This is a genomic window from Dinoroseobacter sp. S76 (assembly GCF_049801095.1).
Taxonomy (GTDB): domain Bacteria; phylum Pseudomonadota; class Alphaproteobacteria; order Rhodobacterales; family Rhodobacteraceae; genus Dinoroseobacter.
Map to the genome: position 1 here is coordinate 811,281 of NZ_JBNAGH010000001.1, position 25,228 is coordinate 836,508.

General features: G+C 64.8%; 26 protein-coding genes. 11 read left to right on the forward strand and 15 right to left on the reverse strand.

Features of this window, described 5'->3' with window-relative positions; genetic code table 11:
• Positions 1-10: 10 nt before the first annotated feature.
• Genes urtC through ACP153_RS04005 form a run of 5 tightly spaced genes read left to right on the forward strand, consistent with a single transcriptional unit; the run spans position 11 to position 4,285 of the window.
• A complete protein-coding gene (gene urtC, locus ACP153_RS03985) occupies positions 11-1,177 on the forward strand; it encodes an urea ABC transporter permease subunit UrtC (RefSeq protein ID WP_424969670.1) in 1,167 nt (388 codons plus the stop codon).
• A gap of 9 nt (positions 1,178-1,186) precedes the next feature.
• Entirely contained in the window at positions 1,187-1,936 is a 750-nt protein-coding gene (gene urtD / locus ACP153_RS03990; RefSeq protein ID WP_424969671.1) for an urea ABC transporter ATP-binding protein UrtD, read from the forward strand.
• A 12-nt stretch (positions 1,937-1,948) separates the two neighbouring features.
• Positions 1,949-2,638, forward strand: coding sequence for an urea ABC transporter ATP-binding subunit UrtE (urtE, locus tag ACP153_RS03995; protein ID WP_424969672.1), 690 nt, complete (start codon positions 1,949-1,951; stop codon positions 2,636-2,638).
• 22 nt (positions 2,639-2,660) lie between these two features.
• Positions 2,661-3,890, forward strand: a complete 1,230-nt coding sequence (gene fmdA, locus ACP153_RS04000; RefSeq protein WP_424969673.1) for a formamidase — start codon at positions 2,661-2,663, stop codon at positions 3,888-3,890.
• 59 nt (positions 3,891-3,949) lie between these two features.
• Positions 3,950-4,285, forward strand: coding sequence for an FmdB family zinc ribbon protein (locus tag ACP153_RS04005; protein WP_424969674.1), 336 nt, complete (start codon positions 3,950-3,952; stop codon positions 4,283-4,285).
• A 90-nt stretch (positions 4,286-4,375) separates the two neighbouring features.
• On the opposite strand, the gene ACP153_RS04010 is transcribed toward ACP153_RS04005, so the two are convergent.
• The gene (locus ACP153_RS04010; protein WP_424969675.1) at positions 4,376-5,557 is read right to left on the reverse strand and encodes a hypothetical protein; all 1,182 of its coding nucleotides are present in this window, start codon (positions 5,555-5,557) and stop codon (positions 4,376-4,378) included.
• A 297-nt stretch (positions 5,558-5,854) separates the two neighbouring features.
• Between ACP153_RS04010 and ACP153_RS04015 the strand changes: the two genes are divergently transcribed.
• From ACP153_RS04015 to ACP153_RS04025, 3 genes are all read left to right on the forward strand, one after another.
• A complete protein-coding gene (locus ACP153_RS04015; protein WP_424969676.1) occupies positions 5,855-7,219 on the forward strand; it encodes a bifunctional enoyl-CoA hydratase/phosphate acetyltransferase in 1,365 nt (454 codons plus the stop codon).
• Positions 7,216-8,364, forward strand: coding sequence for an acetate/propionate family kinase (locus ACP153_RS04020; protein WP_424969677.1), 1,149 nt, complete (start codon positions 7,216-7,218; stop codon positions 8,362-8,364). Before ACP153_RS04015 ends, ACP153_RS04020 begins: the two co-directional genes overlap by 4 nt.
• Before the next feature lie 66 nt (positions 8,365-8,430).
• Positions 8,431-9,318, forward strand: coding sequence for a substrate-binding domain-containing protein (locus ACP153_RS04025; RefSeq protein WP_424969678.1), 888 nt, complete (start codon positions 8,431-8,433; stop codon positions 9,316-9,318).
• Between the two features lie 6 nt (positions 9,319-9,324).
• Here ACP153_RS04025 and ACP153_RS04030 read toward each other — a convergent pair whose 3' ends face one another.
• From ACP153_RS04030 to ACP153_RS04065, 8 genes are all read right to left on the reverse strand, one after another.
• Positions 9,325-10,149 (reverse strand): substrate-binding domain-containing protein, encoded by an 825-nt coding sequence (locus ACP153_RS04030; protein ID WP_424970007.1) that lies wholly within the window; start codon positions 10,147-10,149, stop codon positions 9,325-9,327.
• 50 nt (positions 10,150-10,199) lie between these two features.
• Positions 10,200-10,967, reverse strand: coding sequence for an ATP-binding cassette domain-containing protein (locus tag ACP153_RS04035; protein ID WP_424969679.1), 768 nt, complete (start codon positions 10,965-10,967; stop codon positions 10,200-10,202).
• Positions 10,960-11,667 (reverse strand): ABC transporter permease, encoded by a 708-nt coding sequence (locus ACP153_RS04040; RefSeq protein WP_424969680.1) that lies wholly within the window; start codon positions 11,665-11,667, stop codon positions 10,960-10,962. The genes ACP153_RS04035 and ACP153_RS04040 overlap by 8 nt, the downstream gene beginning before the upstream one ends.
• Positions 11,668-11,853: 186 nt before the next feature.
• A complete protein-coding gene (locus ACP153_RS04045; RefSeq protein WP_424969681.1) occupies positions 11,854-12,240 on the reverse strand; it encodes a hypothetical protein in 387 nt (128 codons plus the stop codon).
• A gap of 11 nt (positions 12,241-12,251) precedes the next feature.
• Positions 12,252-13,223, reverse strand: a complete 972-nt coding sequence (locus ACP153_RS04050; protein WP_424969682.1) for a hypothetical protein — start codon at positions 13,221-13,223, stop codon at positions 12,252-12,254.
• Between the two features lie 311 nt (positions 13,224-13,534).
• Positions 13,535-15,565, reverse strand: coding sequence for a phenylacetic acid degradation bifunctional protein PaaZ (paaZ, locus tag ACP153_RS04055; protein ID WP_424969683.1), 2,031 nt, complete (start codon positions 15,563-15,565; stop codon positions 13,535-13,537).
• Between the two features lie 86 nt (positions 15,566-15,651).
• Positions 15,652-16,356, reverse strand: a complete 705-nt coding sequence (locus ACP153_RS04060; protein ID WP_424969684.1) for a fumarylacetoacetate hydrolase family protein — start codon at positions 16,354-16,356, stop codon at positions 15,652-15,654.
• A gap of 75 nt (positions 16,357-16,431) precedes the next feature.
• On the reverse strand, positions 16,432-17,394 hold the full coding sequence (locus ACP153_RS04065; protein ID WP_424969685.1) for a LysR family transcriptional regulator: 963 nt from the start codon (positions 17,392-17,394) through the stop codon (positions 16,432-16,434).
• Positions 17,395-17,485: 91 nt separating this feature from the next.
• Between ACP153_RS04065 and ACP153_RS04070 the strand changes: the two genes are divergently transcribed.
• Positions 17,486-19,165, forward strand: a complete 1,680-nt coding sequence (locus ACP153_RS04070) for a BCCT family transporter (protein ID WP_424969686.1) — start codon at positions 17,486-17,488, stop codon at positions 19,163-19,165.
• A gap of 102 nt (positions 19,166-19,267) precedes the next feature.
• Here the strand turns inward: ACP153_RS04070 and ACP153_RS04075 are convergent, their stop codons facing one another.
• Together ACP153_RS04075 and ACP153_RS04080 are read right to left on the reverse strand one after the other, a co-directional pair.
• Complete coding sequence (locus tag ACP153_RS04075; RefSeq protein WP_424969687.1) at positions 19,268-20,146, reverse strand: hypothetical protein; 879 nt, start codon at positions 20,144-20,146, stop codon at positions 19,268-19,270.
• On the reverse strand, positions 20,136-20,507 hold the full coding sequence (locus ACP153_RS04080) for a winged helix-turn-helix transcriptional regulator (protein WP_424969688.1): 372 nt from the start codon (positions 20,505-20,507) through the stop codon (positions 20,136-20,138). Before ACP153_RS04080 ends, ACP153_RS04075 begins: the two co-directional genes overlap by 11 nt.
• 135 nt (positions 20,508-20,642) lie before the next feature.
• Between ACP153_RS04080 and ACP153_RS04085 the strand changes: the two genes are divergently transcribed.
• Positions 20,643-21,365, forward strand: coding sequence for a glutathione S-transferase family protein (locus ACP153_RS04085; RefSeq protein WP_424969689.1), 723 nt, complete (start codon positions 20,643-20,645; stop codon positions 21,363-21,365).
• Positions 21,366-21,396: 31 nt separating this feature from the next.
• On the opposite strand, the gene ACP153_RS04090 is transcribed toward ACP153_RS04085, so the two are convergent.
• From ACP153_RS04090 to ACP153_RS04105, 4 genes are all read right to left on the reverse strand, one after another.
• Positions 21,397-21,837, reverse strand: a complete 441-nt coding sequence (locus ACP153_RS04090) for a VOC family protein (protein ID WP_424969690.1) — start codon at positions 21,835-21,837, stop codon at positions 21,397-21,399.
• A 54-nt stretch (positions 21,838-21,891) separates the two neighbouring features.
• Positions 21,892-22,596, reverse strand: a complete 705-nt coding sequence (locus tag ACP153_RS04095) for a type 1 glutamine amidotransferase domain-containing protein (protein ID WP_424969691.1) — start codon at positions 22,594-22,596, stop codon at positions 21,892-21,894.
• 100 nt (positions 22,597-22,696) lie between these two features.
• Positions 22,697-23,614, reverse strand: coding sequence for a LysR family transcriptional regulator (locus tag ACP153_RS04100; protein WP_424969692.1), 918 nt, complete (start codon positions 23,612-23,614; stop codon positions 22,697-22,699).
• Between the two features lie 77 nt (positions 23,615-23,691).
• The gene (locus ACP153_RS04105) at positions 23,692-24,615 is read right to left on the reverse strand and encodes a DMT family transporter (protein ID WP_424969693.1); all 924 of its coding nucleotides are present in this window, start codon (positions 24,613-24,615) and stop codon (positions 23,692-23,694) included.
• A gap of 110 nt (positions 24,616-24,725) precedes the next feature.
• Here ACP153_RS04105 and ACP153_RS04110 point away from each other — a divergent pair, with 110 nt between their 5' ends.
• Positions 24,726-25,187 (forward strand): Lrp/AsnC family transcriptional regulator, encoded by a 462-nt coding sequence (locus ACP153_RS04110; protein ID WP_424970008.1) that lies wholly within the window; start codon positions 24,726-24,728, stop codon positions 25,185-25,187.
• The last annotated feature ends 41 nt before the right edge of the window (positions 25,188-25,228 follow it).

Consider the following 25,228-nt stretch of genomic DNA (forward strand, 5'->3'; position numbering starts at 1 on the left):
GCTCGACCCGATGCAGGTTTCCTCCAACCGTATCTTCTCCCGCCAGGATCTGATCGCCTTTGCTGTGCTTGCCGCGGTGATCTTCATCCTCCTCCCGCTCGCCCTGGACAGCTTCCGCCTCAACCTTTTTGGCAAGTACCTGACATATGCCTTTGTTGCGGTGGGGCTCGTGCTCTGCTGGGGCGCGGGCGGGATCCTCAGCCTCGGCCAGGGCGTGTTCTTTGGCCTCGGCGGCTACTGCATGGCGATGTTCCTCAAGCTCGAGGCTTCGACGCCCGAGAACACCGCCATCCAGTCCACTCCGGGCATTCCCGACTTCATGGACTGGAACCAGCTGACGGCCCTGCCCTGGTGGTGGGAACCCTTCAACAACCTCGCCTTTGCCCTGTTCGCCGTCGTCGCGGTCCCGGTGATCTTCGCCTTCATCATCGGTGTGGCCATGTTCACCCGGCGGGTGGGGGGCGTCTACTTCGCCATCATCACCCAGGCCTTTGCCGCGATCCTGACGATCCTGATCATCGGTCAGCAGGGCTTCACCGGTGGCGTGAACGGGATCACCGATCTGCGCACTCTGAATGGCTGGGACATCCGCACCGATGAGGCCAAGGAACTGCTCTACTACGTCAATGGCGTTCTACTCTTCCTGTGTCTCGCAGCCGCGCAATATGTCCGCAAGTCCAAGCTCGGCCGGCTTCTGATCGCCATGCGCGACCAGGAAGATCGCGTCCGCTTCTCCGGCTACAACGTGGCCAGCTTCAAGATCTTCATCTTCTGCCTCGGCGCGGCCTTTGCCGGGATCGGCGGCGCGATGTTCACACTGCAGGTGGGCTTCATGTCCCCGACGCTCGTAGGGATCGTCCCCTCGATCGAGATGGTCATTTTCTGCGCTGTGGGCGGTCGCCTGTCGATCGTCGGTGCTGTCTATGGCGCACTCCTGGTGAACTGGGCCAAGACCTCGCTCTCCGAGAGCTTCCCGGAGCTTTGGCTCCTCGGTCTCGGCGGTCTTTTCATCGCGGTGGTGATGGCCTTCCCGAACGGTCTGGCCGGTGTCTATTCCGAGCATGTGGCCCCGCGCATCGCGGCCCTCTTCAAGAAGACGCCCCCGGATCCAAGCCCTGCCAACACGCCTGCCGCGCCGACCAACGTCGCGCCGGTCACCAAGACAGCCGCGGAATAGGAGGCAGCCATGCAAGGACATAACCCCAATTTCGTACTCGCGGTCGAAGGGCTCACGGTTTCCTTCGACGGGTTCAAGGCGGTGGACGATCTCAGCTTTTATGTGGAGCCGAACGAGTGCCGCGTGATCATCGGCCCCAACGGGGCGGGCAAAACCACGGTGCTCGACCTGATCTGCGGGCGCACCAAAGCCACGAGCGGGTCGGTCAACTTCAAGGGGCTTGAGCTGCTTGAAAAGCGCGAAGACCAGATCGTCCATGCGGGCGTCGGGCGCAAGTTCCAGACCCCGTCGGTCTATGAAGACCTCACGGTGTTCGAGAACCTCGAGCTCAGCTATCCGCGCGGGCACTCGGTCTTTGGCGCCTTGCTCTTTCGCCGCGACAAGGAGGTGCAGGCCCGCATCCAGGAGATCGCCGAGACGATCTTCCTCGACGATCAGCTCGAAGAGAAAGCCGCCTTCCTCAGCCATGGCCAGAAGCAATGGCTCGAAATCGGGATGCTGCTGATCCAGGACCCGGAACTGTTGATGCTGGACGAGCCCGTGGCGGGCATGTCGGTGGCCGAACGTAAGAAGACCGCCGAGCTGCTCAACAAGATCATCAAGGACCGCTCGGTCATCGTGATCGAGCATGACATGGGCTTTGTCGCGGATATCGCGACCCGGGTCACCGTGCTGCACCAGGGCAAGACCCTGTCCGAGGGCTCCATGGAGCGGGTGCAGGCCGATCCCAAAGTCATCGAAGTCTATCTCGGCCACTGAAGGAGAACCGCAATGCTGTCCGTTGAAAACCTCTGTGCGGCCTATGGCGAGTCCGAAGTCCTCCACAGTCTCAATCTTGATGTGAAACCCGCCGAGATCGTGGCCGTGATGGGCCGCAACGGGATGGGCAAAACCACCCTGATGAAGACCCTGATGGGGATTGTGCCCGAAAAGGATGGGGAGGCGCGGATCGGCGACACCCCGATCTCGGGCATGAAACCGCACCAGCGGGTCTCGTCGGGCATCGCCTATGTGCCCCAGGGCCGGATGATCTTCTCGGCCATGACCGTGCGCGAGAATATCGAGACCGGCCTGACCTCCACGGGCTCCAAGACCGTGCCCGAGGATATCTATGAGCTCTTCCCGGTGCTTCTGGAGATGAAATCCCGCCGGGGCGGCAACCTCTCGGGCGGGCAGCAGCAGCAGCTGGCCATTGCCCGGGCGCTCGCAAGTGATCCCAAGGTGCTGCTGCTCGATGAGCCGACCGAGGGGATCCAACCCTCCATCATCCGCGAAATGGCCCGGACCCTGCGCAAGATCCGCGATCAGAAGGGCCTGACGATTATCGTATCCGAGCAGGTGCTGAGCTTTGCGCTCGACGTCGCCGACCGGGTGATCGTCATCGAGAACGGCAATTTCGTCCATGACAGCCCGCGAGACGGGATCGACGAGGACCGCGTCGCAAAATTCCTATCGGTTTGACCAAGAAGGAGAGGACAAAACCATGGCTGACACACTGATTTCGGTGGATCTCAGCGAGAGCCCGCACACCAATGAGAATGTGCACAATCGCTGGCATCCCGATATCCCGATCAATGTCTGGGTCGAGCCCGGGGACGATTTCAAGATCGAGACCTATGACTGGACCGGCGGACAGATCAAGAATGACGACGACGCCTCTGACGTGCGCGACGTGGAGCTGGAACAGGTGCACTACCTGTCGGGTCCCATCGGGGTCAAAGGGGCCGAGCCGGGCGATCTTCTGGTGGTCGACATTCTCGATATCGGCGCCAAGGAAGAGATGCTCTGGGGCTTTAACGGCTTCTTTTCCAAGCAGAATGGCGGCGGCTTCCTGACCGAGCATTTCCCCGAGGCTCAGAAATCGATCTGGGATTTCGACGGCATGTTCACCAAGTCTCGCCACGTGCCGGGCGTGAAATATGCCGGTCTCATCCATCCGGGTCTGATCGGCTGTCTGCCGGATCGCAAGATGCTGGACATGTGGAACAGCCGCGAGACCAAGCTCTTCAACACCGACCCGGAGCGCACTCCGCCCCTCGCGGCCCTGCCCAACACCCAGAGTGCCCATATGGGCGCGATGAAGGGCGATGAGCGTGACCAGGCCGCGACCGAGGCCGCCCGCACCGTCCCGCCCCGCGAGCATGGCGGGAACTGTGACATCAAGGACCTGAGCCGCGGCTGCAAGATCTACTTCCCGGTCTATGTGGATGGCGCGGGCCTCTCCATGGGGGATCTCCACTTCAGCCAGGGCGATGGCGAGATCACCTTCTGCGGCGCGATCGAGATGGCAGGCTGGCTGCATCTCAAGGTCGAGCTGATCAAGGGCGGCGTCGAAAAATACGGGATCAAGAACCCGATCTTCAAACCCTCCCCGATCAAGCCGGTCTATGACGATTACCTGATCTTCGAAGGCATCTCCGTGGATGAGGCGGGCGAGCAGCATTATCTCGACGTCCATGTTGCCTATCGGCAGGCCTGCCTGAACGCGATCGAGTATCTCAAGAAGTTCGGTTATACGGGCGCCCAGGCCTACGCGATCCTCGGGACAGCACCTGTGCAAGGGCATATCTCGGGCGTGGTGGATATTCCAAACGCCTGTGCCACGCTCTGGCTGCCCAATGACATCTTCGAATGGGACATGATGCCGAATGCCAACGGCCCGACCAAGTATCTGGACGGCTCGGTGGACATTCCGCTCGCACCCGATCTCTGAGTCCTCACCTGAGGGAGGCCCCCGGGCCTCCCATTTTTATACCGCGCCCGGAGACCCCGATGCCCGTTTATGATTACCTCTGCGAAGAGTGCGGCCCCTTCACCGCCCTGAACTCCATCGCCAATTACAAAGAGCCCTGCGACTGCCCCTCCTGCGAGGCCGAGAGCCCGCGGGTCATGCTCAACGTTCCGCGTCTGGCGATGATGAGCAATGCGAGCCGCACGGCCCATGCCACGAACGAACGCAGCGCCGACAGCCCGAAGCGGTCCAAGAACCACGGGCCGAATTGCGGCTGCTGCGGGGGCGGATCCTCGAAGATGCCGTCAAAGACCCTTCACCACAGCAATGGCGCAAAGTCCTTTCCAACCAAGCGCCCCTGGATGATTTCGCACTGAGCTGCAGGGCCTCGGTGCGCCCCCGGGCCTCCGGGGCCTGGCGCGCGTGTTGGAGGACCGTGCGCCTTTTTTATGCGCTTTATGGAGGGGTTACTGGGTCTGGAAGGCCAGCGGCCACATGAAATCGAGCGGCTTGTAGCCTTGCCCGAGATACTGAACCGTCCCATTGTCGTCGGTCATGTTGTAGCCCGGATGCAGCGCGCCCGCGGGCACCGAGAAGGGGAAGAACGCGCCCGTCTCCGGATTGTAGGACGCGGTCGCGTGACAGGCATGGCAGCTCGCATTGAACCGGGTCCAATAGGCGGGCTGGGCGGTATTGGGACTGCCCGCGAAATCCTCCATATCCGTATGGCCGAGGATCACCGGCACCGTGCCCGCCCCATCCTGGGTGAAGCGGATCTGCGTCCCGTTCGGCGCGTAATTCTCGAACCCGAAGCCGGAGAGCCCCGCCGTCTCCAGCAGACGCGCGATCTCATCGGCAGGCAACGGCGCGCGCTGGGTGATGAAGCTGTCGCGCACATGGGCAATGCCGGGATTGTCGTTGAATTCGATCGTGCTCCAGAACCAGCTGGGGGCCTCGTCATAGAACATCGCCCCCGGATCCGGCAGGGACTGCATCTTCACCATCAGGTGCAGGCCCCGCCACCAGTACTCGCCGCCCTCGAACGGAAAGGTCAGCGCGCCCTCCGGCGCCGGGCTGCCCTCGGTCACCTGAAGCCAGGATGCTTTGAGCTCGATGGCGCCCACGGGCATGTCCACATAGTCGTTTTTGGTGAAGAACGCCGCGATGCCGCGCTTCGTGGTCAGGTCATTCTCGACCAGATAGTCATAGCTGATCTGGTTGCGGTTGACCTCCTCATTCGCCCCATCCGGATCCGCCGTGGCCACGCGCCCGGCCTTCAGGTCCTTCTTCTCGGCGGAGGGTTTCATGGTGCTCCGCGCCGTGTTGGAGAACTCGAAAGGCACCGCCGTCGCAAACGTATCGGGATCCGTGGGCCAGGCCATCCAGAGCGGCACCTGCCCAGTGTCCGACATGCCCCGCCCGGGATCCGCGATCAGCTGATTGACCCGGGCAAAGATCATCCAGGCCAGCAATTGGCGATCGGCCAGATCGCCCTCAAAGGCGAAACTGGCGCAGTCGGCAGCAAAAGCCGCATCGGATTTCTCTAGCCAGCCCGCCCCGGTGCAGGCCTCGGCATCGAGCGCCTGAGCCGGGCTCGCGCTGCCCAGAGCCAAAACGCTCAGGATTGCCGCATGTCGTGTGATGGTCATGAAAGGTGCCCCCCTTTGGAGTCAAAACGCGTGAAGAAAGCGGTCTTTGGATAAACTCCTTCGACTGTATCCCATTCCGCGCCAATCGGGAGAAAACTTGCGAACTGACGCTCGGATGCCCAAATTACCGCTCCGGAACCCAGGATCGATCAGCCCTTAACAGGACCGCCACAAAACCCTGTCAAAACCCGGGCAGATCCGGGCGGGGGCCAGATGCGGCGATGGGGAATTTCCCCTGTGCCCCGCGCACCGTTACACCGGAGAGAGCGCAGGCAAACAGGCACCGGAGACCGGAGAATGACGAGCATCTATGACGATCTGCAGATCGGAGCCGAGGCGCAGGCGACGCGCCTTTGTCGGGAAGAGGACCTGATCGTCTTTGCCAATACCTCGGGCAATTTCAATCCGTTGAACGTCCCCGATCAGGATGGCGACGGGGATGGCCGCCCAGAGGCGGTCGCGCCCTCCATGTGGGTCGCCTCGCTGATCTCTTCGGTGCTTGGGAACCAGCTGCCCGGGCCGGGCACGCGCTACCGGTCCCAGAGCCTGACATTTGTCGGGCAGGCCATGGCAGGCGAGACGCTGGTCGCCAAGGTCCGGGTCCGCGAGAAGTTTGCCGACCGGGTGGTGCGCCTCGACACATGGGTGGAGACAGAGGATGGGCGGCTCCTCGTCGAGGGCGAGGCTGAGGTCTATGCCCCCGAGGTCCTTGTCAGCCTCGACCGCGATCAGGTCCCGGGCCTCGTCGTGCAGCGCCATGTGCATTTCGACGAAATGATTGCCCGGGCCGCCCCTCTGCCACCCTTTACCACCGCTGTCGTCGCCCCGGAGGAGCCTGACGCGCTGGCCGGTGCGATCCTCGGGGCCGAGCACACCTTGATCACGCCGCTCCTCGTTGGGGATCCGGAAAAAATCGCCGCCGCCGCCGAAGCGCGGGGCATTGACCTGTCCCCCTACGAGATCATCGCCGAGCCCCAGCATAAGGCCGCCGCCAAGCGCGCCGTGCAACTGGTTCATGAGGGGCGGGCAAAGGCGCTCATGAAAGGCCATCTGCACACGGATGTGCTCCTGAGTGCGATCCTCAAGAAGGACGGGGGGCTGCGCGGGACGCGGCGGCTCAGCCATGTCTTCGTCATGGATGTGCCCGGGCTGGACCATCCGATCATGATCACCGATGCGGCCATCAACATCGCGCCGGATCTCAAGACCAAGGCAGATATCATCCAGAACGCCATCGATTTGGCCAATGCGATCGGGATCGACACGCCCAAGGTCGGGATCCTCTCGGCGGTCGAGACCGTGAACCCGGCAATCCCGTCGACCCTTGATGCGGCGATCCTGTCCAAGATGGCCGAACGCGGGCAGATCACCGGCGGGTTGGTGGATGGCCCGCTGGCCATGGACAACGCCGTGGATCTGGCGGCTGCGCGCACCAAGGGCATCACTTCGATGGTGGCCGGGCGCGCGGATATCCTCGTGGCCCCCAACCTGGAGGCCGGGAATATGCTCGCCAAGGAGCTGACCTTCCTCGCCCATGCGGATGCGGGCGGGATCGTGATGGGCGCCCAATGCCCGGTGATCCTGACGAGCCGCGCCGACAGCGATCAGGCGCGGCTGGCCTCCTGCGCCATCGCCGCCCTGGCCGTGGGTGCCGCCGGATGAGCGTGCTGCTGACCCTGAATGCGGGCAGTTCCTCGGTCAAGTTTTCGGTCTATGAGGTCACGGCAGAGCCGGACCTGCTGGTCGAGGGGCTGGTGGACGGGCTCGGTCCCGAGGCGCGGCTGATCCTGAAACCAGAGGACCGCGCGCCCTTGCCTCTGGGCCCCACGGACAATGCCGGTGCCATGAGCGCGATCCTCGCCGCGCTCGCTCCGGTTCTGGCCGGGCGGGAGGTTGCCGGGATCGGCCATCGCATCGTCCATGGCGGCCCGGCCTTTGGCGCGCCCGTGGCCCTGACCCCCGAGGTGCTGGAGCAGCTCCGCGCGTTCATCCCGCTTGCCCCTCTGCACCAGCCGCACAACCTCGCCATGGTCACCGCCGCGCAGGCGGCCTTTCCCTCGGCCATCCAGATCGGCTGCTTCGACACGGCATTCCACAAGGGGCATCCATGGGTGAACGACACCTTCGCCCTGCCCCGCCGGTTTTACGCCGAGGGCGTGCGGCGCTACGGGTTCCATGGCCTGTCTTACGATTTCGTCACGGGCCATCTGCGGGAAACAGAACCCGACCTGGCAGCCGGGCGGATCGTCATCGCCCATCTTGGCAATGGCGCCTCCATGTGCGCGATCCGGGATGGGCAAAGCGTGGGGTCGAGCATGGGCTTCTCGGCGCTGGACGGGTTGCCCATGGGCACGCGCTGCGGGCAGCTCGATCCGGGCGTGCTGCTCTATATGCTCGACCAGGGTCTCAGCCCGGCGGAGATCACCGCGCTCCTCTACAAGGAGAGCGGGCTCAAAGGCCTCTCGGGGATCAGCCATGACATGCGCACCCTGCTGGCCAGCGACGCGCCTGAGGCCGCCGAGGCGATCGACTACTACGTCTTCCGGATCCGCCGCGAGCTGGGCGCGATGTCGGCGGTGCTGGGCGGGCTCGATGGGCTCGTCTTCTGCGGCGGCATTGGCGAACACGCCGCCGAGATCCGCGCCCGGGTGGTCGACGGCATGGGCTATCTCGGCCTCACGCTCGATGCCGAGGCCAATTCCCGCGACGCCGGCCGGATCAGCGCGGGCCCGGTGCCGGTTCTGGTCATTCCCACCGATGAGGAGCGCGTGATCGCCCGTGCCGTGGCGCGCAACCTGACGGGCTGAGCCCCACACGTCTTGCAGCGCCCGCATTTTGCCGCCATCGTTGCGGCGACGGCCGGACAGGACCCCATGCCCAACGACACTGCCCCCAGCGATGCCCCGCTCTACCTGACCACGAAGGAGGTCGCGGATCTGCTGCGTGTGCGGGAACGCAAGGTCTATGACCTGGCAGGCGCCGATGAGATCCCGCACCGGCGGATCACCGGCAAGCTGCTCTTTCCCCGCGACGAGATCATGGCCTGGATCGATGGCTCGGGCGAGGTCGCACCCGCGCAGGTGCCCGATGTGCTCACCGGCTCCCATGATCCGCTGCTGGCCTGGGCCGTCGGCGAATCCGATGGCGGGCTCGCTGTCCTGCAAAACGGCAGCGCGGATGGTCTGGCCTGCTTTGCAGCGGGCAAGGCGGCGCTGACCGGATTGCATATTCCCGAGGGTGACGGGCGTTGGAACCGGAGCGCGGTGGCCAGCCTCGGCCTGCGGGATTGCGTGCTGATCCGCTGGGCCCTGCGGGAGCGCGGTCTGATCCTGCCCCCCGGGCTTGCGGACAAGGTCAAAAGCCTCAACGATCTCGCGGGCCTGCGCGTGGTCCGGCGGCAATCGGGGGCAGGTGCGGCCGCCCTTCTGGACCAGCTTCTGGGTGCTGAAGGCCTGTCAACCGACGCGCTGGCCCCGGCTGACGGGGTCGCGCGCACGGAATCTGACGCGGCCATCGCGGTGGCCTCCGGCGCGGCAGACGCGGCCCTCGGCATCGCCGCCATGGCGCGACAGTTCAATCTCGGCTTCCTGCCGATCCTGATGGAGCCGTTCGATTTGCTGATCCACCGGCGCGCCTATTTCACGCCGCCGGTGCAGAGCCTGATGCAACTCGCCCACAGAGCGGAGATCGCGCAGAAGGCCAGCAGCCTTGGGGGTTACGACATCTCGACCATGGGCGAAGTGCTCTGGAACGGGCCCTAAGCCGCTTCAGCCCCCGGCATTGGGGAAAAACAGCTGCTGCCCGTCCACCTGGAAAGCGGCAATCGCGGCCTGCCCCTCCTCCGAGAGGATCCAGTCGACAAAGCCCTGCCCCAGCTCGGCCTTGACCCGGGGATGCACCTCCGGGTTCACGAGGATGATGCCGTATTGGTTGAAGAGCCGCTCGTCCCCTTCGACCAGAATACGGTGCCCCGCCTTGTTGCCAAAGGCGATCCAGGTGGCGCGGTCGGTCATCACATAACCGCCCATGCCGATCCCCGTGTTCAGGGTCGCGCCCATGCCCGATCCGGTTTCGCGATACCAACCGCCAGAAACGGATTTGGCGTCGATCCCCGTCGCCTCCCAGAGCCGCAGCTCGGCCTTGTTGGTCCCGCTGTCATCCCCGCGGCTGAGAAACGGCGCCTCCGCCTCGGCGATCTGGCGCAGGGCGGCGGTCACATCCGTCTCGCCGGCCACGCCCGCCGGGTCCGCTTCGGGCCCGACAATGACGAAGTCATTATACATCACATCCGCCCGTGAGACGCCGTAGCCCTCCGCCACGAAGGCGAGTTCCGCCTCCTTGGCGTGGACAAAGAGGACATCGCCATCCCCGTTGGCCGCATTGCGCAAGGCCTGCCCTGTCCCCACGGCCACCACGCGCACATCGATGCCACTTTGCGCCTCGTAGATCGGCAGGAGATGGTCGAACAGGCCGGAATTCTGGGTCGAGGTCGTGGACTGGACCAGAATGAACCGATCCTCGGTCGCGGCTCCCTGCAGGGCGAAAGAAGACAGTCCGGCGGCGAGCGCCAGAGCGGCTAGACGAGATGTTATGGACACATTTCCCTCCTCGGATCGGGGTACAGACAAGAACGCCCGGGGATCTAATCTATCAGCCGCCCATCGAGCCAGGCGGCCACTTCGGGGCTGCGCGGCGCATGCAGGACCTGCGCGGCGCGCCCGGTCTCGGCCACGCGGCCCTTGTGCAAAAAGACGACATCATCGGCCAGACGCTGGGCCTGTCCGCGATCATGGGTGACCATCACCACCGACACGCCCGCCTTGTGGGCTTCGGTGACGAGGGTCTCGATATGGCGGGTCGCGGCCGGATCAAGGCTGGCCGTCGGTTCATCCAGCAAGAGCATGCGCGGCTGCGTGGAGAGCGCGCGCGCCACGGCCAGACGCTGCTGCTCGCCGCCTGACAGGACCCGCGCGGGCCGGTGGGCCAGATCGCTGAGACCGGCGCGCGCCAGCGCCTCGGCCTCCCGCGCGACGCGGGCCTTGCCGCGCACACCGCGCACGGAAAGTGCAAAGCGCAGATTGCCGAGCACGGAGCGCCGCAAGAGGACGGGACGCTGCAGCACCATGGCCTGGGCGGCGCGTGCAGTTGCATCAAGCGGGCCGCCTTCCCAGCTCACCGCGCCGCTATCGGGGGTGATCAACCCATGGAGCACCCGCAGGAGCAGGCTCTTGCCCGCCCCATTGGCTCCGAGAATGACCGTCTTCCGCCCGGGCTGGATCGCCAGAGACAGGGTGTCGAGCAGACGCGTTCCCCGCAGGGTCAGCGAGATATCCTGCACCGCGAGCTGGGCCGGGCCCAGCGGGCGTGTGGCATCCGCGACCAGCGGAAGATCGGGGGAGAGATCACGCATAGGCCGCCCTCACCGCAGAGGCGCGCACGGACATCACCAGCGCATTCACGATCACCGCAAGCGTCAGCAGGATCACCCCGAGGGCCAGCGCCAGTTCCAGATTGCCCTTGGACGTCTCGAGCGCGATCGACGTGGTCATCACCCGCGTTGCATGGTCGATATTGCCCCCGACGATCATCACCGCGCCAACCTCGGCCACGGCCCGGCCAAACCCGGCCAGAGCCACGGTCAGCAGCGCATAGCGCGCATCCCAGAGATAGGCCGCGATCCGGTCCAGGGGCCCGACCTGCAGCGACGCGAATTGCTCGGCATATTCCAGGTTCAGATCCGCCACCACCTGCCGCGTCAATGCGGCAATGATCGGCGTCACCAGCAGGGTCTGCGCGATGATCATCGCTGTGGGCGTATAGAGCAGACCCAGGGTCCCCAGTGGTCCTGCCGCCGACAGCATCAGATATACCAGCAGCCCCACCACCACAGGGGGCATGCCCATCGCCGCGTTCAGCAGGACCACCAGAACCGTTCGCCCAGGAAACCGAAACGCGCCGGCAGCCGCACCCAGCGGCAAACCGATCAGACAAGAGAGAGCGACGGCGGTGAGGGTGACACGCAACGACAGGCCAATGATCTCCAAGAGGTCCGGATCCCATGCAAAGATCAGACCAAAAGCATCTGCGAGAATGCTCCAGAAACCCGGCATCGTTAGGCGTCTCCTTCCCCTGTACGGGAAGAAATGCACAAAAATGCAGTCTCGGCCAGTAAAATCCACGGCGCGATACACGTTCCGGATGAGAAACGCGTGTTTTGCATGTGTCTTTTCAACGGGTAAGGCACGCCTTGCGACTATAGTCGCAAGCGCCGTCCGGTGGACTCTGCGCGGCTGGGTTTAGCGGGGGTCGTTCAGCTTACCGCTGATCCAATAGGCGTAGCTGACGCCCACATTGTCCAGAAGCTCACTGAATTCATTAGCCTGGGACACCATCTGCGCCTGGGCCTGGAGAAAGATATTGCCGGTGCGCTCGACGTATTTCGGCATGGTATTGGCCCCCTCGAGCGACTGGGCATAGGACATCCAATTGCTCCAATCCTGGATCCAGGATTGCTGCAAGGCGTTCATCCGCTTGTAGGTCGCCTCGGCCAGCTCCCAGCTCTCGACCAAAGTATCCGCGTTCGGCTTTTGCGCGGCCAGCTGCGCGGCATCCCGCGTCTGGGTCAGAGCGCGGCTCGCGAGGCTCGCTTGCAGCTTTGCCGTGGTCTCGAAGGCGCTTTCCATGGAGAAACCTCTCAGACGCCGCCCAACCGGGCCAGCATGGTGTGGATCGCGCGGATCTGCAGCGCGTCGCGGGAATAATAGTCCGGAGCATAGGGGTCAGCCGCGCTATAGCCCCACCAGTCCCAGCATCCTTCCGGGTTCTGGACGTCATTGCTGTCCCCGCCCTCGGCCTGGGGGAAGAGCAGGATCAGATCGTTCGCCTCGGCCCATTCCATGTAGCCGGTGGTCCGCACATAGCGGTCGCCATAGGGCGGCTGGTTCTGGCTGTCCTCGATCCCGTTGACGAAATCAATATAGGCATAGCCCTGCTTGCAGCCATGGAGCACCACATGCACGCCGATGGCCTGCGCCTCCCCGGCCGCGACGCGCGACGGGATATAGGCATAGCCGAACTCGGACATCGAGGCGCGCGGCGCGCCGATCTCGAAAAACTCCGACTGATCGAAGCGAATAAGGTCGCCCAGACACGACGGCGCGGGAGGATTCGCGCCGGGATAGAGATGGTCGAGGATCTGGTGCGACTGCACGAACGGACCCCTGTTGATATAGGGAGGCTGGTTCGCGGCAAGGAGGGAGTCTTCGGGGTTCATGGTGATGATCGAATGCCCCGCGGGCACATCGTCCACAAACTGGATCGCATCCGCGTCCACGCCGAGCTCTTCGTAGAAGGCCCGCGTCGCGTGGACAGCATACTGGTTGACCACCTTGTCCTCGGACCCGGTGAATATATAGAGCCGTTGCCCCGCCAGATTGGAGAGATCGTCGATATTCGCCGTCGCCCGCGCCAGCTCCGCCAGTTTCACGGGATTGGGCGCCGTGGAGGCGGTTAGCGGGGTCATCGCCACATAAAGCGAGTTCAGAATGCAGGAGGTTGGCGCCAGGGGCGCGGCCTCAAACGTCTCGGCAGCGCGGTAAGGCCCGCCGGCAATCACACCCGCGCCGATGAAAGAAGAAGAATGCGCGACATGCAGTTGGACCGTCATAAAGGCCCCGGACGAAAGCCCGGAGATCGAGTGACGCTTGTCGGAAGGAAAACTCGGAAGGGTAACGATAGCACTGTCGAACATAGGCGTCCCCGGGGTCCTAAAGCTTCCTGCATGTCGCGCAATAAAGGTCCAGTCAGAGGGCTGGAGGCAATCGAACCGCTCAGACAAAACACTCTGAACGTAGGGTCACTTTCTGCCATGCAGCATGATTCAAGCAAGCACTTATTTCGCCCATGCAGCATTTTGTCCATTTTCCGCCGATTGGCGCGAAAACAGCAACAAATACAGCGCCTCCCCTCTCAGAAAGCCTAATATGCAACCATCGTTTTCAGAGTGTATGTTGCAACTGCATCGTTCTCGGAATCGTGAAGATCCACATGCCACTGGATCTCGCCATATTCTTCCGTCCGCCGCGTCTTGCGCTTGACGGTCAGATGCGCGTGCACCGAAGTGCCCGGCACGACGGGCTTCTCGAACTGCAGATCCGCAAGGCCCGTATTGGCCAGAACCGGCCCCTCTGAAGGCTCCACAAAGAGCCCGGCGGCAAAGGACAGCAGGAGATAGCCATGGGCCACCCGCCCGGGGAAGAACGGGTTGCGCGCAGCGGCGGCCTCGTCGAGATGGGCGTAGAAGCGATCTCCGGTGAACTCCGCGAAATGGGCGATGTCGTCCTGGGTCACCTCCCGCGCTTGGGTCTCAAGCGTCTCGCCGATCTCGAGATCGCCAAACCGACGCTGGAACGGGTGACACGGACCCGAGTGCTGCGCCGCGCCTGGCACCCAGATCCCGCCGATCGCCGTCAGCAGGTCAGGGCTGCCCTGAATCGCGGTCCGTTGCATATAGTGAAGGACCCCGCGGACCCCGCCGAGCTCCTCGCCGCCACCGGCACGACCCGGGCCGCCATGGACCATATGCGGCAAGGGCGCCCCATGACCGGTGGCCTCGGCCATGCTGTGGCGGTTGTTGAAATAGAGCCGCCCGTGGTACGCCGCCGCCCCCAGGGCAATGTCGCGCCCGAACCCGGTATCGGCCGTGATCACCGAGGCGACGAGGCTGCCTCCGCCCCGGTTCACCAGATCCATCGCATCGCCCGGATCCCCATAGCCCATGACCGTGGCCACGGGGCCGAAGGCCTCCACCGCGTGCAGCGCCTGGGCCGCGTGCGGATCGGCGCAATGATAAAGCATGGGGGGCAAGAACGCCCCCGCCTCCGCATCGGCGCCCTGGACCTCGAAGGCCGCCGGATCGCCAGAGACCCGCTCGGCCTCCTGCCCGAGGATCTCCGCCTTGGCGAGCACATCGGCCCGTTGCCCGGCGGAAACCAGCGCGCCCATCTGCGTCTCTGCATGGGCGGGATGACCGACCACCGTCTCCGAGAGCCGCGCCGAGAGCGTACTCAACACCGGATCCAAATGGGCCTCGGGCACGAGGATCCGCCGGATGGCCGTGCATTTCTGCCCGGCCTTCACGGTCATCTCGCGGTGCACTTCGGTGATGAAGAGGTCAAACTCCGGCGTGCCCGGTCCCGCATCGGGGCCAAGGATCGAGGCGTTCAGGCTGTCCTGCTCGGCCACAAAGCGCACGGAGTTGCGCAACAGATGCTCAGAGCCGCGCAGCATCAGGGCTGTCTCCGCGGATCCGGTGAAGCTCACTACATCCTGACAGTCGAGCTGGTCCAACAGATCCCCGAGCCCGCCCGTCACCAGCTGTAGCGCGCCCTCGGGCAGGATCCCGCTCTGCAGCACCAGCCGCACGCAGGCCTCGGTCACCTGACAGGTCGCCGTGGCGGGTTTGACGATCGCGGGCATCCCCGCCAGCAGGGTCGGCGCGAGCTTTTCCAGCATGCCCCAGACCGGGAAGTTGAAGGCGTTGATATGGACCGCAACCCCGCGCAGCGGCGTGCAGATATGCTGGCCGACAAAGCTGCCGGAGCGGGATAGCGCCTCGACCCCGCCATCGAGATAGACCTGCCCGTCGGGCATCTCGCGCCGCCCCTTGGAGGCGATGACGAACATGGTGCCGATCCCGCCCTCGATATCGATCTTGCCGTCGCTCCGGGTCGCCCCGGTGCGCAGGGACAGGGCGTGCAGCACCTCCTTATGGGCGTTGAGATGGGTCGCCAGCGCCTTGAGCATCTTGGCCCGGTCATGAAATCCCATGGCCCGCAAGGTCGGACCACCCACGCGACGGGCATGGTCGCGCATCGCCGCCAGATCGAGGGCGCTGTTGCCCGCCCGGCCCAGCGCGGCGCCAGTGACCGCATCGTGAATGATCCGCGCATCCGCGCCCGGCGGTACCCAGGCCCCCGCGGCAAAGCTTTCGATGTCCTGCAGTGTCATGTCCCCTCCCAAGGATCCTGGGCCGGGGCCCGTCCTGGGGGATACTGCGCGATCCGGGGGGCTGATGGCCAGTCCCCCGCCTGCGCTCAGGTCACGGTGAGATCCAGCGTGCCGAGCCCGGCCACATGGGCCTCCAGCTGTTCACCCCGCTGCACCGGGCCCACCCCGGCCGGAGTGCCGGTCAGGATCACATCCCCCGGCTGCAGCACAAAAAAGCGCGACAGGATCGCGATCATCTCGGCGGTTTTCCAGATCATCTGGTTGAGATCCCCGCTCTGGCGCAGCGCGCCGTTGACCTTGAGCCAGATCGCCCCCTCCTCGGGATGGCCGACAGCGCTCACCGGGTGCAGCGGCCCGGCGGGGGCGGACATCTCGAACGCTTTCCCGATCTCCCAGGGCCGCCCCATTTTCTTCATCTGCCCCTGCAGATCCCGGCGCGTCATGTCGAGCGCGATGCCGTAACCAAAGACGCAGTCCAGCGCCGCCGCCACCGGGATTTCGGCCCCGCCCTGGTGCAGAGCGACGAGCATCTCGATCTCATGATGCACATCCGTGGTCTCGGGCGGATAGGGGAAGGTCTCGGCCTCCGGGATCAGGTTGTCCGGGTTCTTCTGGAAAAAGAAGGGCGGCTCCTTCTCCGGGTCATGGCCCATCTCCACCGCATGGGCGGCATAGTTGCGCCCGACGCAATAGACCCGGCGCACGGGAAACCGCGCGGCCTGCCCGGCAATCGATAGGCTCGTGGGCGCGGGCGGGGCAAAGACATAGTCGGGCGCGGCAGGGCGGGGCATGGGCGTCGTCTCCTCGGGTCGCTCCGGGCCTAGCACTCTTTGTCCGCGAAGGCCTGCGTGATCTGATCGCAGCCCTCAGGGCGCGGGGTGGGCGGCCTTGAGACAATCGAGGAACTCGCGGGTTTTGCGATCGGGCTCGGGATTGCGGCGGGCAATGGCGGCGAAGGTCGTGGCATAGGCGGTTTCCGCCGGGGCCACGGGCCGAACCCGCCCCTCGCGCAAAAACGCTGCGGCCACGTGATCAGCGAGAAACCCGAGATAGCGGCCCGATTGCACCAGAAGGGAGAGCGCCTCCTCCTCCTGCACCCGCGCGCTGCGCTCGACGCCGAGACCAACGCCCGCATGCATGTTGGGTGAGTTGAAGGCGTAGCCCGCGTATTTGTATCGCCCGAGATCCAGCTCGGACAGGGAGGTCGCCGGATCCGCATCAAAGAGCGGGTGGCCCGCGCCACAATAAAGCGTCATGTGCTCGGAATAGAGCGGCTGGTAGGCCAGATGGCTCGAATCCCGGTGGATCGGCACGATGGCCAGATCGAGGGAGCCATCGCTGACCCGCGCCTCCAACACCCCCGGGGCAGCCAGAGCGATCTCGAGCGAGACATCAGGCGCAATCGCGTCATAGGCCCGGATCGCCTCGGCCACATGGGCGTTGGGATTGGTGGAGGACTGATCAAACAGCCCCACCCGCAACGTCCCCGTCAGATGGGTGTGAATGCTGTCGATCTCGGCCTGGAACCCATCGATGGAGGCCAAGAGCTTGCGCGCGGCCTCCAGCACCAGTTCGCCCTCGGGCGTCAGGGAGAACCCGGAGGGTCCGCGATTGCAGAGTTTCAGGCCGATCCGAAGTTCCAGATCGGAGATATGCTTCGAAATTGTCGAGCGGCCGATATTCAATTCCACTTCCGAAGCGGCAAATCCCCCGCATTCGGTCACCGTAATGAAAATGCGGACCAGGCGAATATCGACGTCGCTTAGGGAGCGTAAGTGTGCGCGATTGAGCATCCAAAGTTTCCTGTGGCTGCAACTATAGTCGCCCATGTTGCAACTTACCAAAAGATGAACGTACCGTATGATACGCTCATTCAAGAACACGCGTAAAACGTGTGATAGTCCACAGGGAGACAGAGAAGTGTCTATAAAGCCCCCACTATCGGAGCTTCCGATCAAAACTGCGGATAGCGGTTTTTATCGAGGCTTCAGCCTAAACGTGACAGTCGTAAGTAAGATCATCATCAGCGTCCTGGTCGTCTGGTGTATTGTCTGGCCTACGGAAGCTGGCACGATCCTCGGTAACTGGAATACGGCCATCCTGGCGCAGTTCGCCGCCTGGTATATCTGGGTCGTGACCGCCTTTGTGCTGGTATGTATCGGTCTGGCCATCTGGCCGGCTGCCGGTCGCCTCAATCTCGGCGTGGCCGGAGAGAAGCCCGAGTTTTCGAATTTCTCTTGGTTTTCCATGATGTTCGGCGCCGGTATCGGTGTCGGCATGCTGACCTGGGCCGTGGCCGAACCCGTCGCGCATTTCCAGAACAACCCGTCCGTGATCATGGGCGAAACCACTGCGCTCGATGCCAATAACGTCCGCACCGCCTATGTCTGGTCCTACCTGCACTGGGGTCTCGGCGCCTGGGCCTGCTATGCGATTGCCGGTCTTGCGCTCGCGTTCTTCAGCTATCGCCGCGGCCTGCCGCTGACGATCCGGTCCTCGCTGACCCCGCTCTTCGGCAAGTCCCTGTCGGGCAATGTCGGGCATATCATCGACATCGTGGCCGTGGTGGCCACCATCCTCGGTGTGGCCCAGACCCTCGGTTTCGGGGTCGAGCAATTCGTGGCGGGTCTGACTCGGATCGGGTTTGGCGGCCTTGCGAATGCCGATGGCTCCGCGACCACCCTGGGTATCGTGATCGCCCTGCTGGTGATCATGGGGGCCTCGACCCTCTCGGCACTGTCCGGTGTCGGCAAGGGCATCAAGTGGCTCTCCAACATCAACATGACCCTGTCGATCTTCCTGCTCGGCTTCTTCATCCTCTTCGGCGCAACCTGGTTCGGTGCCATGGCCTTCTTCGTGGGCATCTGGGACTACCTGATCGCGCTGCCTTTCCTGAGCTTCAACGTCTACAGCTCTGACGGGGTCGAGGGCTCCGAAGCCTTCCTGCTGACCCAGTGGCAAGGCTGGTGGCCGGTGTTCTACTGGGCCTGGTGGATCGCGTTTGCGCCCTTCGTGGGCCTCTTCCTCGCGCGCATCTCGCGCGGCCGGTCGATCCGCGAATTCGTTCTGGGCGCCATGATCGTTCCGTCGCTGATGTGCTTTGTCTGGTTCGCCTGGGCCGGTGGCACCGCGATCGATCTGGAGCTCAACGGAGGCGCCGATGGCGTGATCCTGGGCGCGGCCAATGGCGACAAGATCTTCGCCATGACCGAGTTCATGCTCGCCCCCATCGCCGAGGCTCTGGCCTGGGGCATGGCGGTTCTGATCGTTGTGCTGCTGCTGACCTTCCTGGTGACCTCCGCAGACTCCGCGGTTCTGATCGTGAACACGATCAACGCGGCGGGCGATGAGGGCCCCAAGGCGCGTCCGCATATCCTCTTCTGGGGGGCGGCCCTGGCTCTGGTGGTTGGCGGTCTGCTGATCTCCGGCGGGACGGGCGCGATCCAGACCGCGATGGTGATCGGGGCGCTGCCCTTCTCCATCGTGATGGCGCTCATGTGCCTCGCGCTGATCAAGGCGATCTGGAACGATGGGCGGCGCGAAGCCGCAGGTGTTGCCACCACCATCGACCCGGAAACCGCGACCATGCCGGCGGAGTGATCCCCACCTCATAATTAGAAACGGCCCCGGAAATTCCGGGGCCGTTTTCGTTTCGGGCAAGTGTTGCGGCGTGGCTCAAGTCACGGGGACCGGCTCCGGCGCTCATGGCGTCTCCTGCAACTGAGCGCGGAGAAACCCGACATTGAGCGCGAGCCCCGGCAGCAGCCACTGAAAGAGCCGCACGACCTCCAGCACTTCCGCAACCGATGCATCCTGCGCCGCGGCCGCGCGCAGATCCTCTGCCATCAGGCCGGGCGCGCTCGGCAATCCCGCGACCAGGGCCACCGCCTTGTCATGCACCCGACACACATGCCCCTCATAGGCCGCGGACCGGACCGCCCGGCGCAAGTCCTCCCACGCAGGGATGAAATAGCTCGGCCACCGGGCGAAGGCACGGTAGTCGGTATTCACAAAAGGCAGGCCCAAGGTCTCGCGGATCTCGCCGTAAAGCGACGCGATGATCGGATCCGCATGATGGGGTTCGATCAGGGGCGGGCGCGGCACCGCTGGCGGCACGGGCATCGCAGGTCCGGGCGTCACGCCCCCGGCCCAATCCTGCCCTTCGAGCACCCGCCGCGCGAGGGTCGCCATCAGCAGATAGGGCATATTGCCCGCCGAGAAGACCTCGTTGCAGGCGCGGATCTCTTCCAGTTCTCGCGCGTCATAGCCCAGCGCGCGCAGCCGCCCCACGAGGGGTGCCGGGGAGAGGGCAGCAGCCTCCGCCTCCGCCTCCGCGCGCAGCTCTGCACAGGCCGTCGCGAAAGCCGCGCTGCGGGCCATGGGGTCCAGCGCGGACCAGAGACGGTCGTAGAACGCGGGATATTGCGCGAAGGCCATGGCCACCACGCCCATCCAGGGCACGCCGAAGCCCGTTTTGGTCCGCGCATAGGCCTCGGCCAGCGCCCCTGTCGCGGCATATTCGGGGACCGGGTGGATTGCGGGGATCGGCGCGGGCTTCAACCGCGCGAGTTCAGCCACCATCTGGCAGCTGGGGCAGATGCTCGCTCCACTCCCGCAGCTCGTTCAACACACCCAGCGCCGTGCGACCCCGCGCGGTAATCTCGTACTGCACCGAGACCGGCGCGGTCTCCATCACTTGCCGCGAGACGAGACCATGGGCCTCCAGATGGCGCAGCCGCTCGGTGATCATCTTCTTCGAGGCGCCCCCGACCATGCGGGCCAGATCGTTGAACCGCACCGGTCCATCCTTGAGATGCCACAAGATCGAGCCGGTCCATTTGCCGCCGATGATCCGCATTCCACGCTCGATCGCGCAGGGCTCGGTGCAGGCATCATGCACCTGCCGCCGCCCCGCCGCATCGGTCTCGACCCGCGCCTCCATGTGATCGCGCCTCCTCGCGCTGCCTAGGTTACCAAAAGTATACTAATTGCTTTTGGTGCATTTGCTTCCCAGCTTCCGCTGCAGGTCCCTGCCCGTCAAGGGATCCGAGAGCCACACCTGCCAGAGAGACCGCCCATGTCCGCACCCGATATCCATCTCTACACCGCCGCCACGATGAACGGCTACAAGCCCGTCATCTTCCTGGAGGAAGCTGGCGTGCCCTATGATCTGACCTTCATCGATTTCTCCAAACGGGAGCAGAAAGCGCCGGACTACATGCGCCTGAACCCGAACGGGCGGATCCCGACCATCGTGGATCGCGGCAATGGCGATTTCCCCGTGTTCGAGAGCGGCGCAATCCTGTGGTATCTGGCCGAGAAATACGGGCAGTTCCTGCCAGAGGCGCCCAAGGCGCGCTCCGAGGTGCTGCAATGGCTGATGTTTCAGATGGGCGGGATCGGCCCGATGATGGGGCAGGCCATGTATTTCCAGCGGATCGCCGCACCCAACGGCCATGAGGAGCCGTTTTCGATCAAGCGCTATGTGGACGAGACCCGCCGCCTGCTCGAGGTGCTGAACACGCGTCTTGAGGGGCGGGAGTGGTTGGCGGGCGACGCCTATTCCATTGCCGACATGGCGACCTATCCCTGGGCGCGGGCTTATCCCTGGGCCAAGGTCGAGGTCTCGGACCTGCCCGCGCTGACCGCGTGGTTCGACCGGATCGATGCGCGCCCGGCGGTGCAAAAGGCGCTGACCATCCCCAAGGCGCAGCCGCAATTCTGGGACGCGGCTGCGGATGATGGGGCCTTTGCCGCCGAGAACGCCGCGCGCTTTGCATCGGACGCCAAAAAGGGTTGAGGCATGGGGCGATCGCGGATCGCCCCTTCCCTTACCAGCTGCCTGTATTGGGCATGGAGGCCCAGGGCTCCTGCGGTGCGAGATCCGGGCCCGCCTGCAAAAGCTCGATCGAGATCCCGTCCGGGGAGCGGACAAAGGCCATATGGCCGTCCCGTGGCGGACGGTTGATCTCGACCCCGGCCTCCATCAGGCGCGCGCAAGTGGCGTAGATATCCGGCACGCGAAAGGCCAGATGGCCGAAATTCCGCCCGCCGGTATACGCCTCGGGGTCCCAGTTATAGGTCAGCTCGAGCAAGGGGGATTTCGCCTCGCGCGCACGCTCCGCATCGCCGGGAGCGGCGAGAAAGACAAGGGTGAAGCGCCCTTGGGCGTTCTCGTATCGGTTGGTTTCCACCAGCCCCAGCTTGTCGCAATAGAATGCGAGAGACGCATCCAGATCCGAGACACGCACCATCGTATGCAGGTATTCCATGGGTCCTCCAGAAAGATCTCCCCGGCCTGAGGGCGCGGGGCTGTGTGATATGCTTTAGGCCGCATCGCGGCGCTCGGACAGCGCTTCGAGCATCAGGGTCGCAACAGCAGCGCTCGACATCGGGTTCTGTCCGGTGATCAGGTGGCCATCGCGAACCGCCGTCTCGGTGAAAGTCTCGCCCCCCACAAACTGCGCGCCGAGCGCGCGGAACCGGGTCTCCAACAGGAAGGGAACCTCGCTGGTAAGCCCGACGGCCTCCTCCTCGGCATCGGTGAAACTATTGACCCGCAGCCCCGCAACCAGCGGCGTGCCATCGCCCCGCGTCGCATTCACCAACCCGGCCGGACCATGGCAGACTGCGGCCACGAGGCCGTCGCGCGCGTAGATGTCGCTGACGGCCGCGGCGAGAGCGCGGCTCTCGGGGAAGTCGAACATGGTGCCATGGCCCCCGGGCAGGAAGATCCCGTCATAGGTGGAAGGGTCCAGCGTCTCCAGAGCGGGCGTGTCGGCCAGTTGCGCCATGGCCTCGGGCGCCTCGAGAAACCGCTGCACAGCTGCGGGGCGCTGCGCTGGGTCGGGATCGAGGCTGGTGGGATCATGGGGCGCCGCGCCGCCCTGGATCGAGGCGAGCGTGACCGCGTGGCCCGCGTCAAGAAGCGCCCAATAGGGGGTCGCAAGCTCCTCGAAATAGAACCCGGTCGGTCGCCCTGTGCGGCCCAGCACCGTGTGAGAGGTCAGAACAATCAGAATATGCGCCATGGGATCCTCTGCTGTGAAACGCGTGTGGATCCCAAGATGGGGGCCGGGCCATGCGGCGGGAAATCGGATCTGCCGATAGCCGAAATCGGCCTGCCCGAGGTCAGCTGCCCGGCGGGAAAGACGCGCTGACCAGATCGCGGAACCACCGCTCGGCAGGGTCGCGATGGGTAGTTGCACTCCAGGCGAGCGTGTTGGTCACCGGCGGAACCGCCACGGGACAGGGCTCCACCGCGAAGGCCCCGTGCTGGCACAAGGCCTCTGCTACGAAATCCGGCAGTGTCGTGATCAGGTCCGTGCCCGGCAGGGTCGCAAGGATCAGGGCAAAGCTCGACAGGCCGAGCGCCACGCGCCGGGTCCGCCCCATCTCGCGCAGCTGGTCATCCACGAAGCCCGCAAGGTCTCCCATGGGCGTGACCAGCGCTTGCGGGCGCTGGCAGAAATCGTCGAGCCCTTCGAGCGGCGCGGCCCCCCTGTTGCGCAGCACGACCCAGGGCGCATGGCGCAGCACGCGCATCTTGGCGCTCGCCGCCGGATCGTCGCGCAAATAGCCCGCGATGGTCGCCACCTCGCCCCGCGCCAGCATCTCCGGGAGGGAGCGGTAATCGCCGATCCGCACCGAAAGATCGCAATGGGGGGCCTCCGCCCGGAGCCGCGCGGTCATGGCGGGCAGCGCACTCAGCGCCAGCGCATCGGTGCAGCCGAACCGAAAGACCCGCGCGTCCTGCGCCGGATCAAAGGCGCGCAGCTCGCCCAGTGCCGCGGCCAGCCCGTCATAATGGGGGCGGAGCGCCTGTACCAACTCCTCGGCGCGGGCGGTCGGGACCAGATCGCGGCCCTGCCGCACCAGCAGCTCATCCTCGAAGACATCGCGCAGCCGGGCCAGGGTCCCCGACACCGTGGATTGGGCAAGATGCAGCCGCCGGGCCGCCTTGGTGGTGGACCGTTCCTCGATCAGCGCGATCAGGGCCGAGATCATCTTGAGATCGAGATGATCGAGCCCCGGCGGGGTGCCAGCCATCTGGGTCTTTCCTGCAGGATACGGTCCCCTATGGCATGAGGGCGCGGCCCGAGGCAACGATGCCCGGCAGGGCAGGGTCAGACCACGCCGCGCGACGCGCGCGCCGAGAGGGCCACGCCGATACAGATGACACAAATGGCGATCCAGGTGCCGAGATCCGGCTGCTCCTGCAAGACCGGGATCGCCATGAGCGCGGCGAGCGCCGGGGTGGCCGAGCCCAACGCGGCGCAGCGGGCCGAGCCCAGTCGGGCAATGGCGAAAGCATAGGTCGCCACAGCCAGCACGCTGACAAGGATCCCCTGCACGAGGATGAATGGCATCGCCTCCGCCAACGTGAACGCCCCCCAATGCGTCGGGGCCAGACCGGTGGCCAGCAGCACCCCGATTGCCACCGTGGAGGGCAGCGAAATCACCAGCGCGCAGCCCAGCGGATCGAGGCCGGAGCGTTTTACGGCCAGCGTGAAGGCCCCCCAGCACAGCGATGCCAGCAGTAACGCCGCCACGCCACCGATGACCGCCTGCCCACTGATCGGCCCCACCATCAGAGCCACGCCGCCCAGGATCAACACCAGCGCGAGGCTGCCCAGGGCCGAGGGGCGCTCCCCATGCCGCAGCCAGAGCAACAGCGCCACGCTGACCGGCACCGTCCCGGCCACCAGCGCGGCCACATGGGCCGCCGAGGTCGCAGCCGCCCCGGCCACCGCGAGCCAGAAAAAGGGCAGCCCGGCGCCCACCGCAATGATCGCGCAGTTTCGCAGGCCCGCCCGCCGGATCATGCCCATCCGCGCGGGCAGAAAAGGCAAGAAAACGAGTGTCGGAACGAGGGAGCGGATCAGGGCGATATCGGCAAAGGCCAGTGCGGCGCCATCGCTCATCCGCGTGCTCAGGGCGAAGGCAGCCCAGACAAACACGGTTGCTGTCATGGCGAGATAGCCCATCGCCTGCCCCGCCCCGAGGGACGGAAGAAGGATGGGGCGGAAGGAGGCTGTGAGGACGGACATGGGACCACTTTCTGATTGCACGCTGCTTATGGCAGCTTTCCCAACGCCTTGGATTGCCAATCCTGCTTCCAGATGATCTTGTATTGGCAGATTCTGCTAAGAACATCGCCATGGATGCCAAAGACTATCAGATCATCAAGGAGCTGCAGCGCGACGGCCGGCTGACAAATCAGGAATTGTCGGAGCGGGTGAACCTCTCGCCCTCGCCCTGTCTGCGCCGGGTACGCAATCTCGAGAAGGCCGGCATCCTCAAGGGTTATGCCGCCGTGGTGGATGAGCGCGCCTTCGGGCTGTCGATGACCGCCTTTGTCCGCATCACGCTGGAGCGGCATTCCGGCGAGGCGGCCACGGCCTTTGAGCAGGGAGTGCAGGGGATCGACGAGGTGGTCGATTGCTATGTGATGGCCGGGGGGACGGATTACCTGTTGCGGGTGCTGGTCCCGGATCTGCAAAGCTACGAGCGGTTCATCCGCAACCGCCTGCACAAGATCAAGGGGATCGCCTCGATCGACACGGGCTTTGCCTATGGCGTCGTAAAGCAATCCACAGTCTTTCCCGACATCCCGCGCTAGGGGCCGGAGACGAGAAAGCGGTTGGAGCGGCGCGCGCCCCG

Coding starts and splice junctions, on each gene's coding strand:
- urtC (WP_424969670.1), top strand. CDS start 11: ATGCAGGTTTCCTCCAACCGTATCTTCTCCCGCCAGGATCTGATCGCC.
- urtD (WP_424969671.1), top strand. CDS start 1,187: ATGCAAGGACATAACCCCAATTTCGTACTCGCGGTCGAAGGGCTCACG.
- urtE (WP_424969672.1), top strand. CDS start 1,949: ATGCTGTCCGTTGAAAACCTCTGTGCGGCCTATGGCGAGTCCGAAGTC.
- fmdA (WP_424969673.1), top strand. CDS start 2,661: ATGGCTGACACACTGATTTCGGTGGATCTCAGCGAGAGCCCGCACACC.
- ACP153_RS04005 (WP_424969674.1), top strand. CDS start 3,950: ATGCCCGTTTATGATTACCTCTGCGAAGAGTGCGGCCCCTTCACCGCC.
- ACP153_RS04010 (WP_424969675.1), bottom strand. CDS start 5,557: ATGACCATCACACGACATGCGGCAATCCTGAGCGTTTTGGCTCTGGGC.
- ACP153_RS04015 (WP_424969676.1), top strand. CDS start 5,855: ATGACGAGCATCTATGACGATCTGCAGATCGGAGCCGAGGCGCAGGCG.
- ACP153_RS04020 (WP_424969677.1), top strand. CDS start 7,216: ATGAGCGTGCTGCTGACCCTGAATGCGGGCAGTTCCTCGGTCAAGTTT.
- ACP153_RS04025 (WP_424969678.1), top strand. CDS start 8,431: ATGCCCAACGACACTGCCCCCAGCGATGCCCCGCTCTACCTGACCACG.
- ACP153_RS04035 (WP_424969679.1), bottom strand. CDS start 10,967: ATGCGTGATCTCTCCCCCGATCTTCCGCTGGTCGCGGATGCCACACGC.
- ACP153_RS04040 (WP_424969680.1), bottom strand. CDS start 11,667: ATGCCGGGTTTCTGGAGCATTCTCGCAGATGCTTTTGGTCTGATCTTT.
- ACP153_RS04045 (WP_424969681.1), bottom strand. CDS start 12,240: ATGGAAAGCGCCTTCGAGACCACGGCAAAGCTGCAAGCGAGCCTCGCG.
- ACP153_RS04050 (WP_424969682.1), bottom strand. CDS start 13,223: ATGACGGTCCAACTGCATGTCGCGCATTCTTCTTCTTTCATCGGCGCG.
- paaZ (WP_424969683.1), bottom strand. CDS start 15,565: ATGACACTGCAGGACATCGAAAGCTTTGCCGCGGGGGCCTGGGTACCG.
- ACP153_RS04060 (WP_424969684.1), bottom strand. CDS start 16,356: ATGCCCCGCCCTGCCGCGCCCGACTATGTCTTTGCCCCGCCCGCGCCC.
- ACP153_RS04065 (WP_424969685.1), bottom strand. CDS start 17,394: ATGGGCGACTATAGTTGCAGCCACAGGAAACTTTGGATGCTCAATCGC.
- ACP153_RS04075 (WP_424969687.1), bottom strand. CDS start 20,146: ATGGTGGCTGAACTCGCGCGGTTGAAGCCCGCGCCGATCCCCGCAATC.
- ACP153_RS04080 (WP_424969688.1), bottom strand. CDS start 20,507: ATGGAGGCGCGGGTCGAGACCGATGCGGCGGGGCGGCGGCAGGTGCAT.
- ACP153_RS04085 (WP_424969689.1), top strand. CDS start 20,643: ATGTCCGCACCCGATATCCATCTCTACACCGCCGCCACGATGAACGGC.
- ACP153_RS04090 (WP_424969690.1), bottom strand. CDS start 21,837: ATGGAATACCTGCATACGATGGTGCGTGTCTCGGATCTGGATGCGTCT.
- ACP153_RS04095 (WP_424969691.1), bottom strand. CDS start 22,596: ATGGCGCATATTCTGATTGTTCTGACCTCTCACACGGTGCTGGGCCGC.
- ACP153_RS04100 (WP_424969692.1), bottom strand. CDS start 23,614: ATGGCTGGCACCCCGCCGGGGCTCGATCATCTCGATCTCAAGATGATC.
- ACP153_RS04105 (WP_424969693.1), bottom strand. CDS start 24,615: ATGTCCGTCCTCACAGCCTCCTTCCGCCCCATCCTTCTTCCGTCCCTC.
- ACP153_RS04110 (WP_424970008.1), top strand. CDS start 24,726: ATGGATGCCAAAGACTATCAGATCATCAAGGAGCTGCAGCGCGACGGC.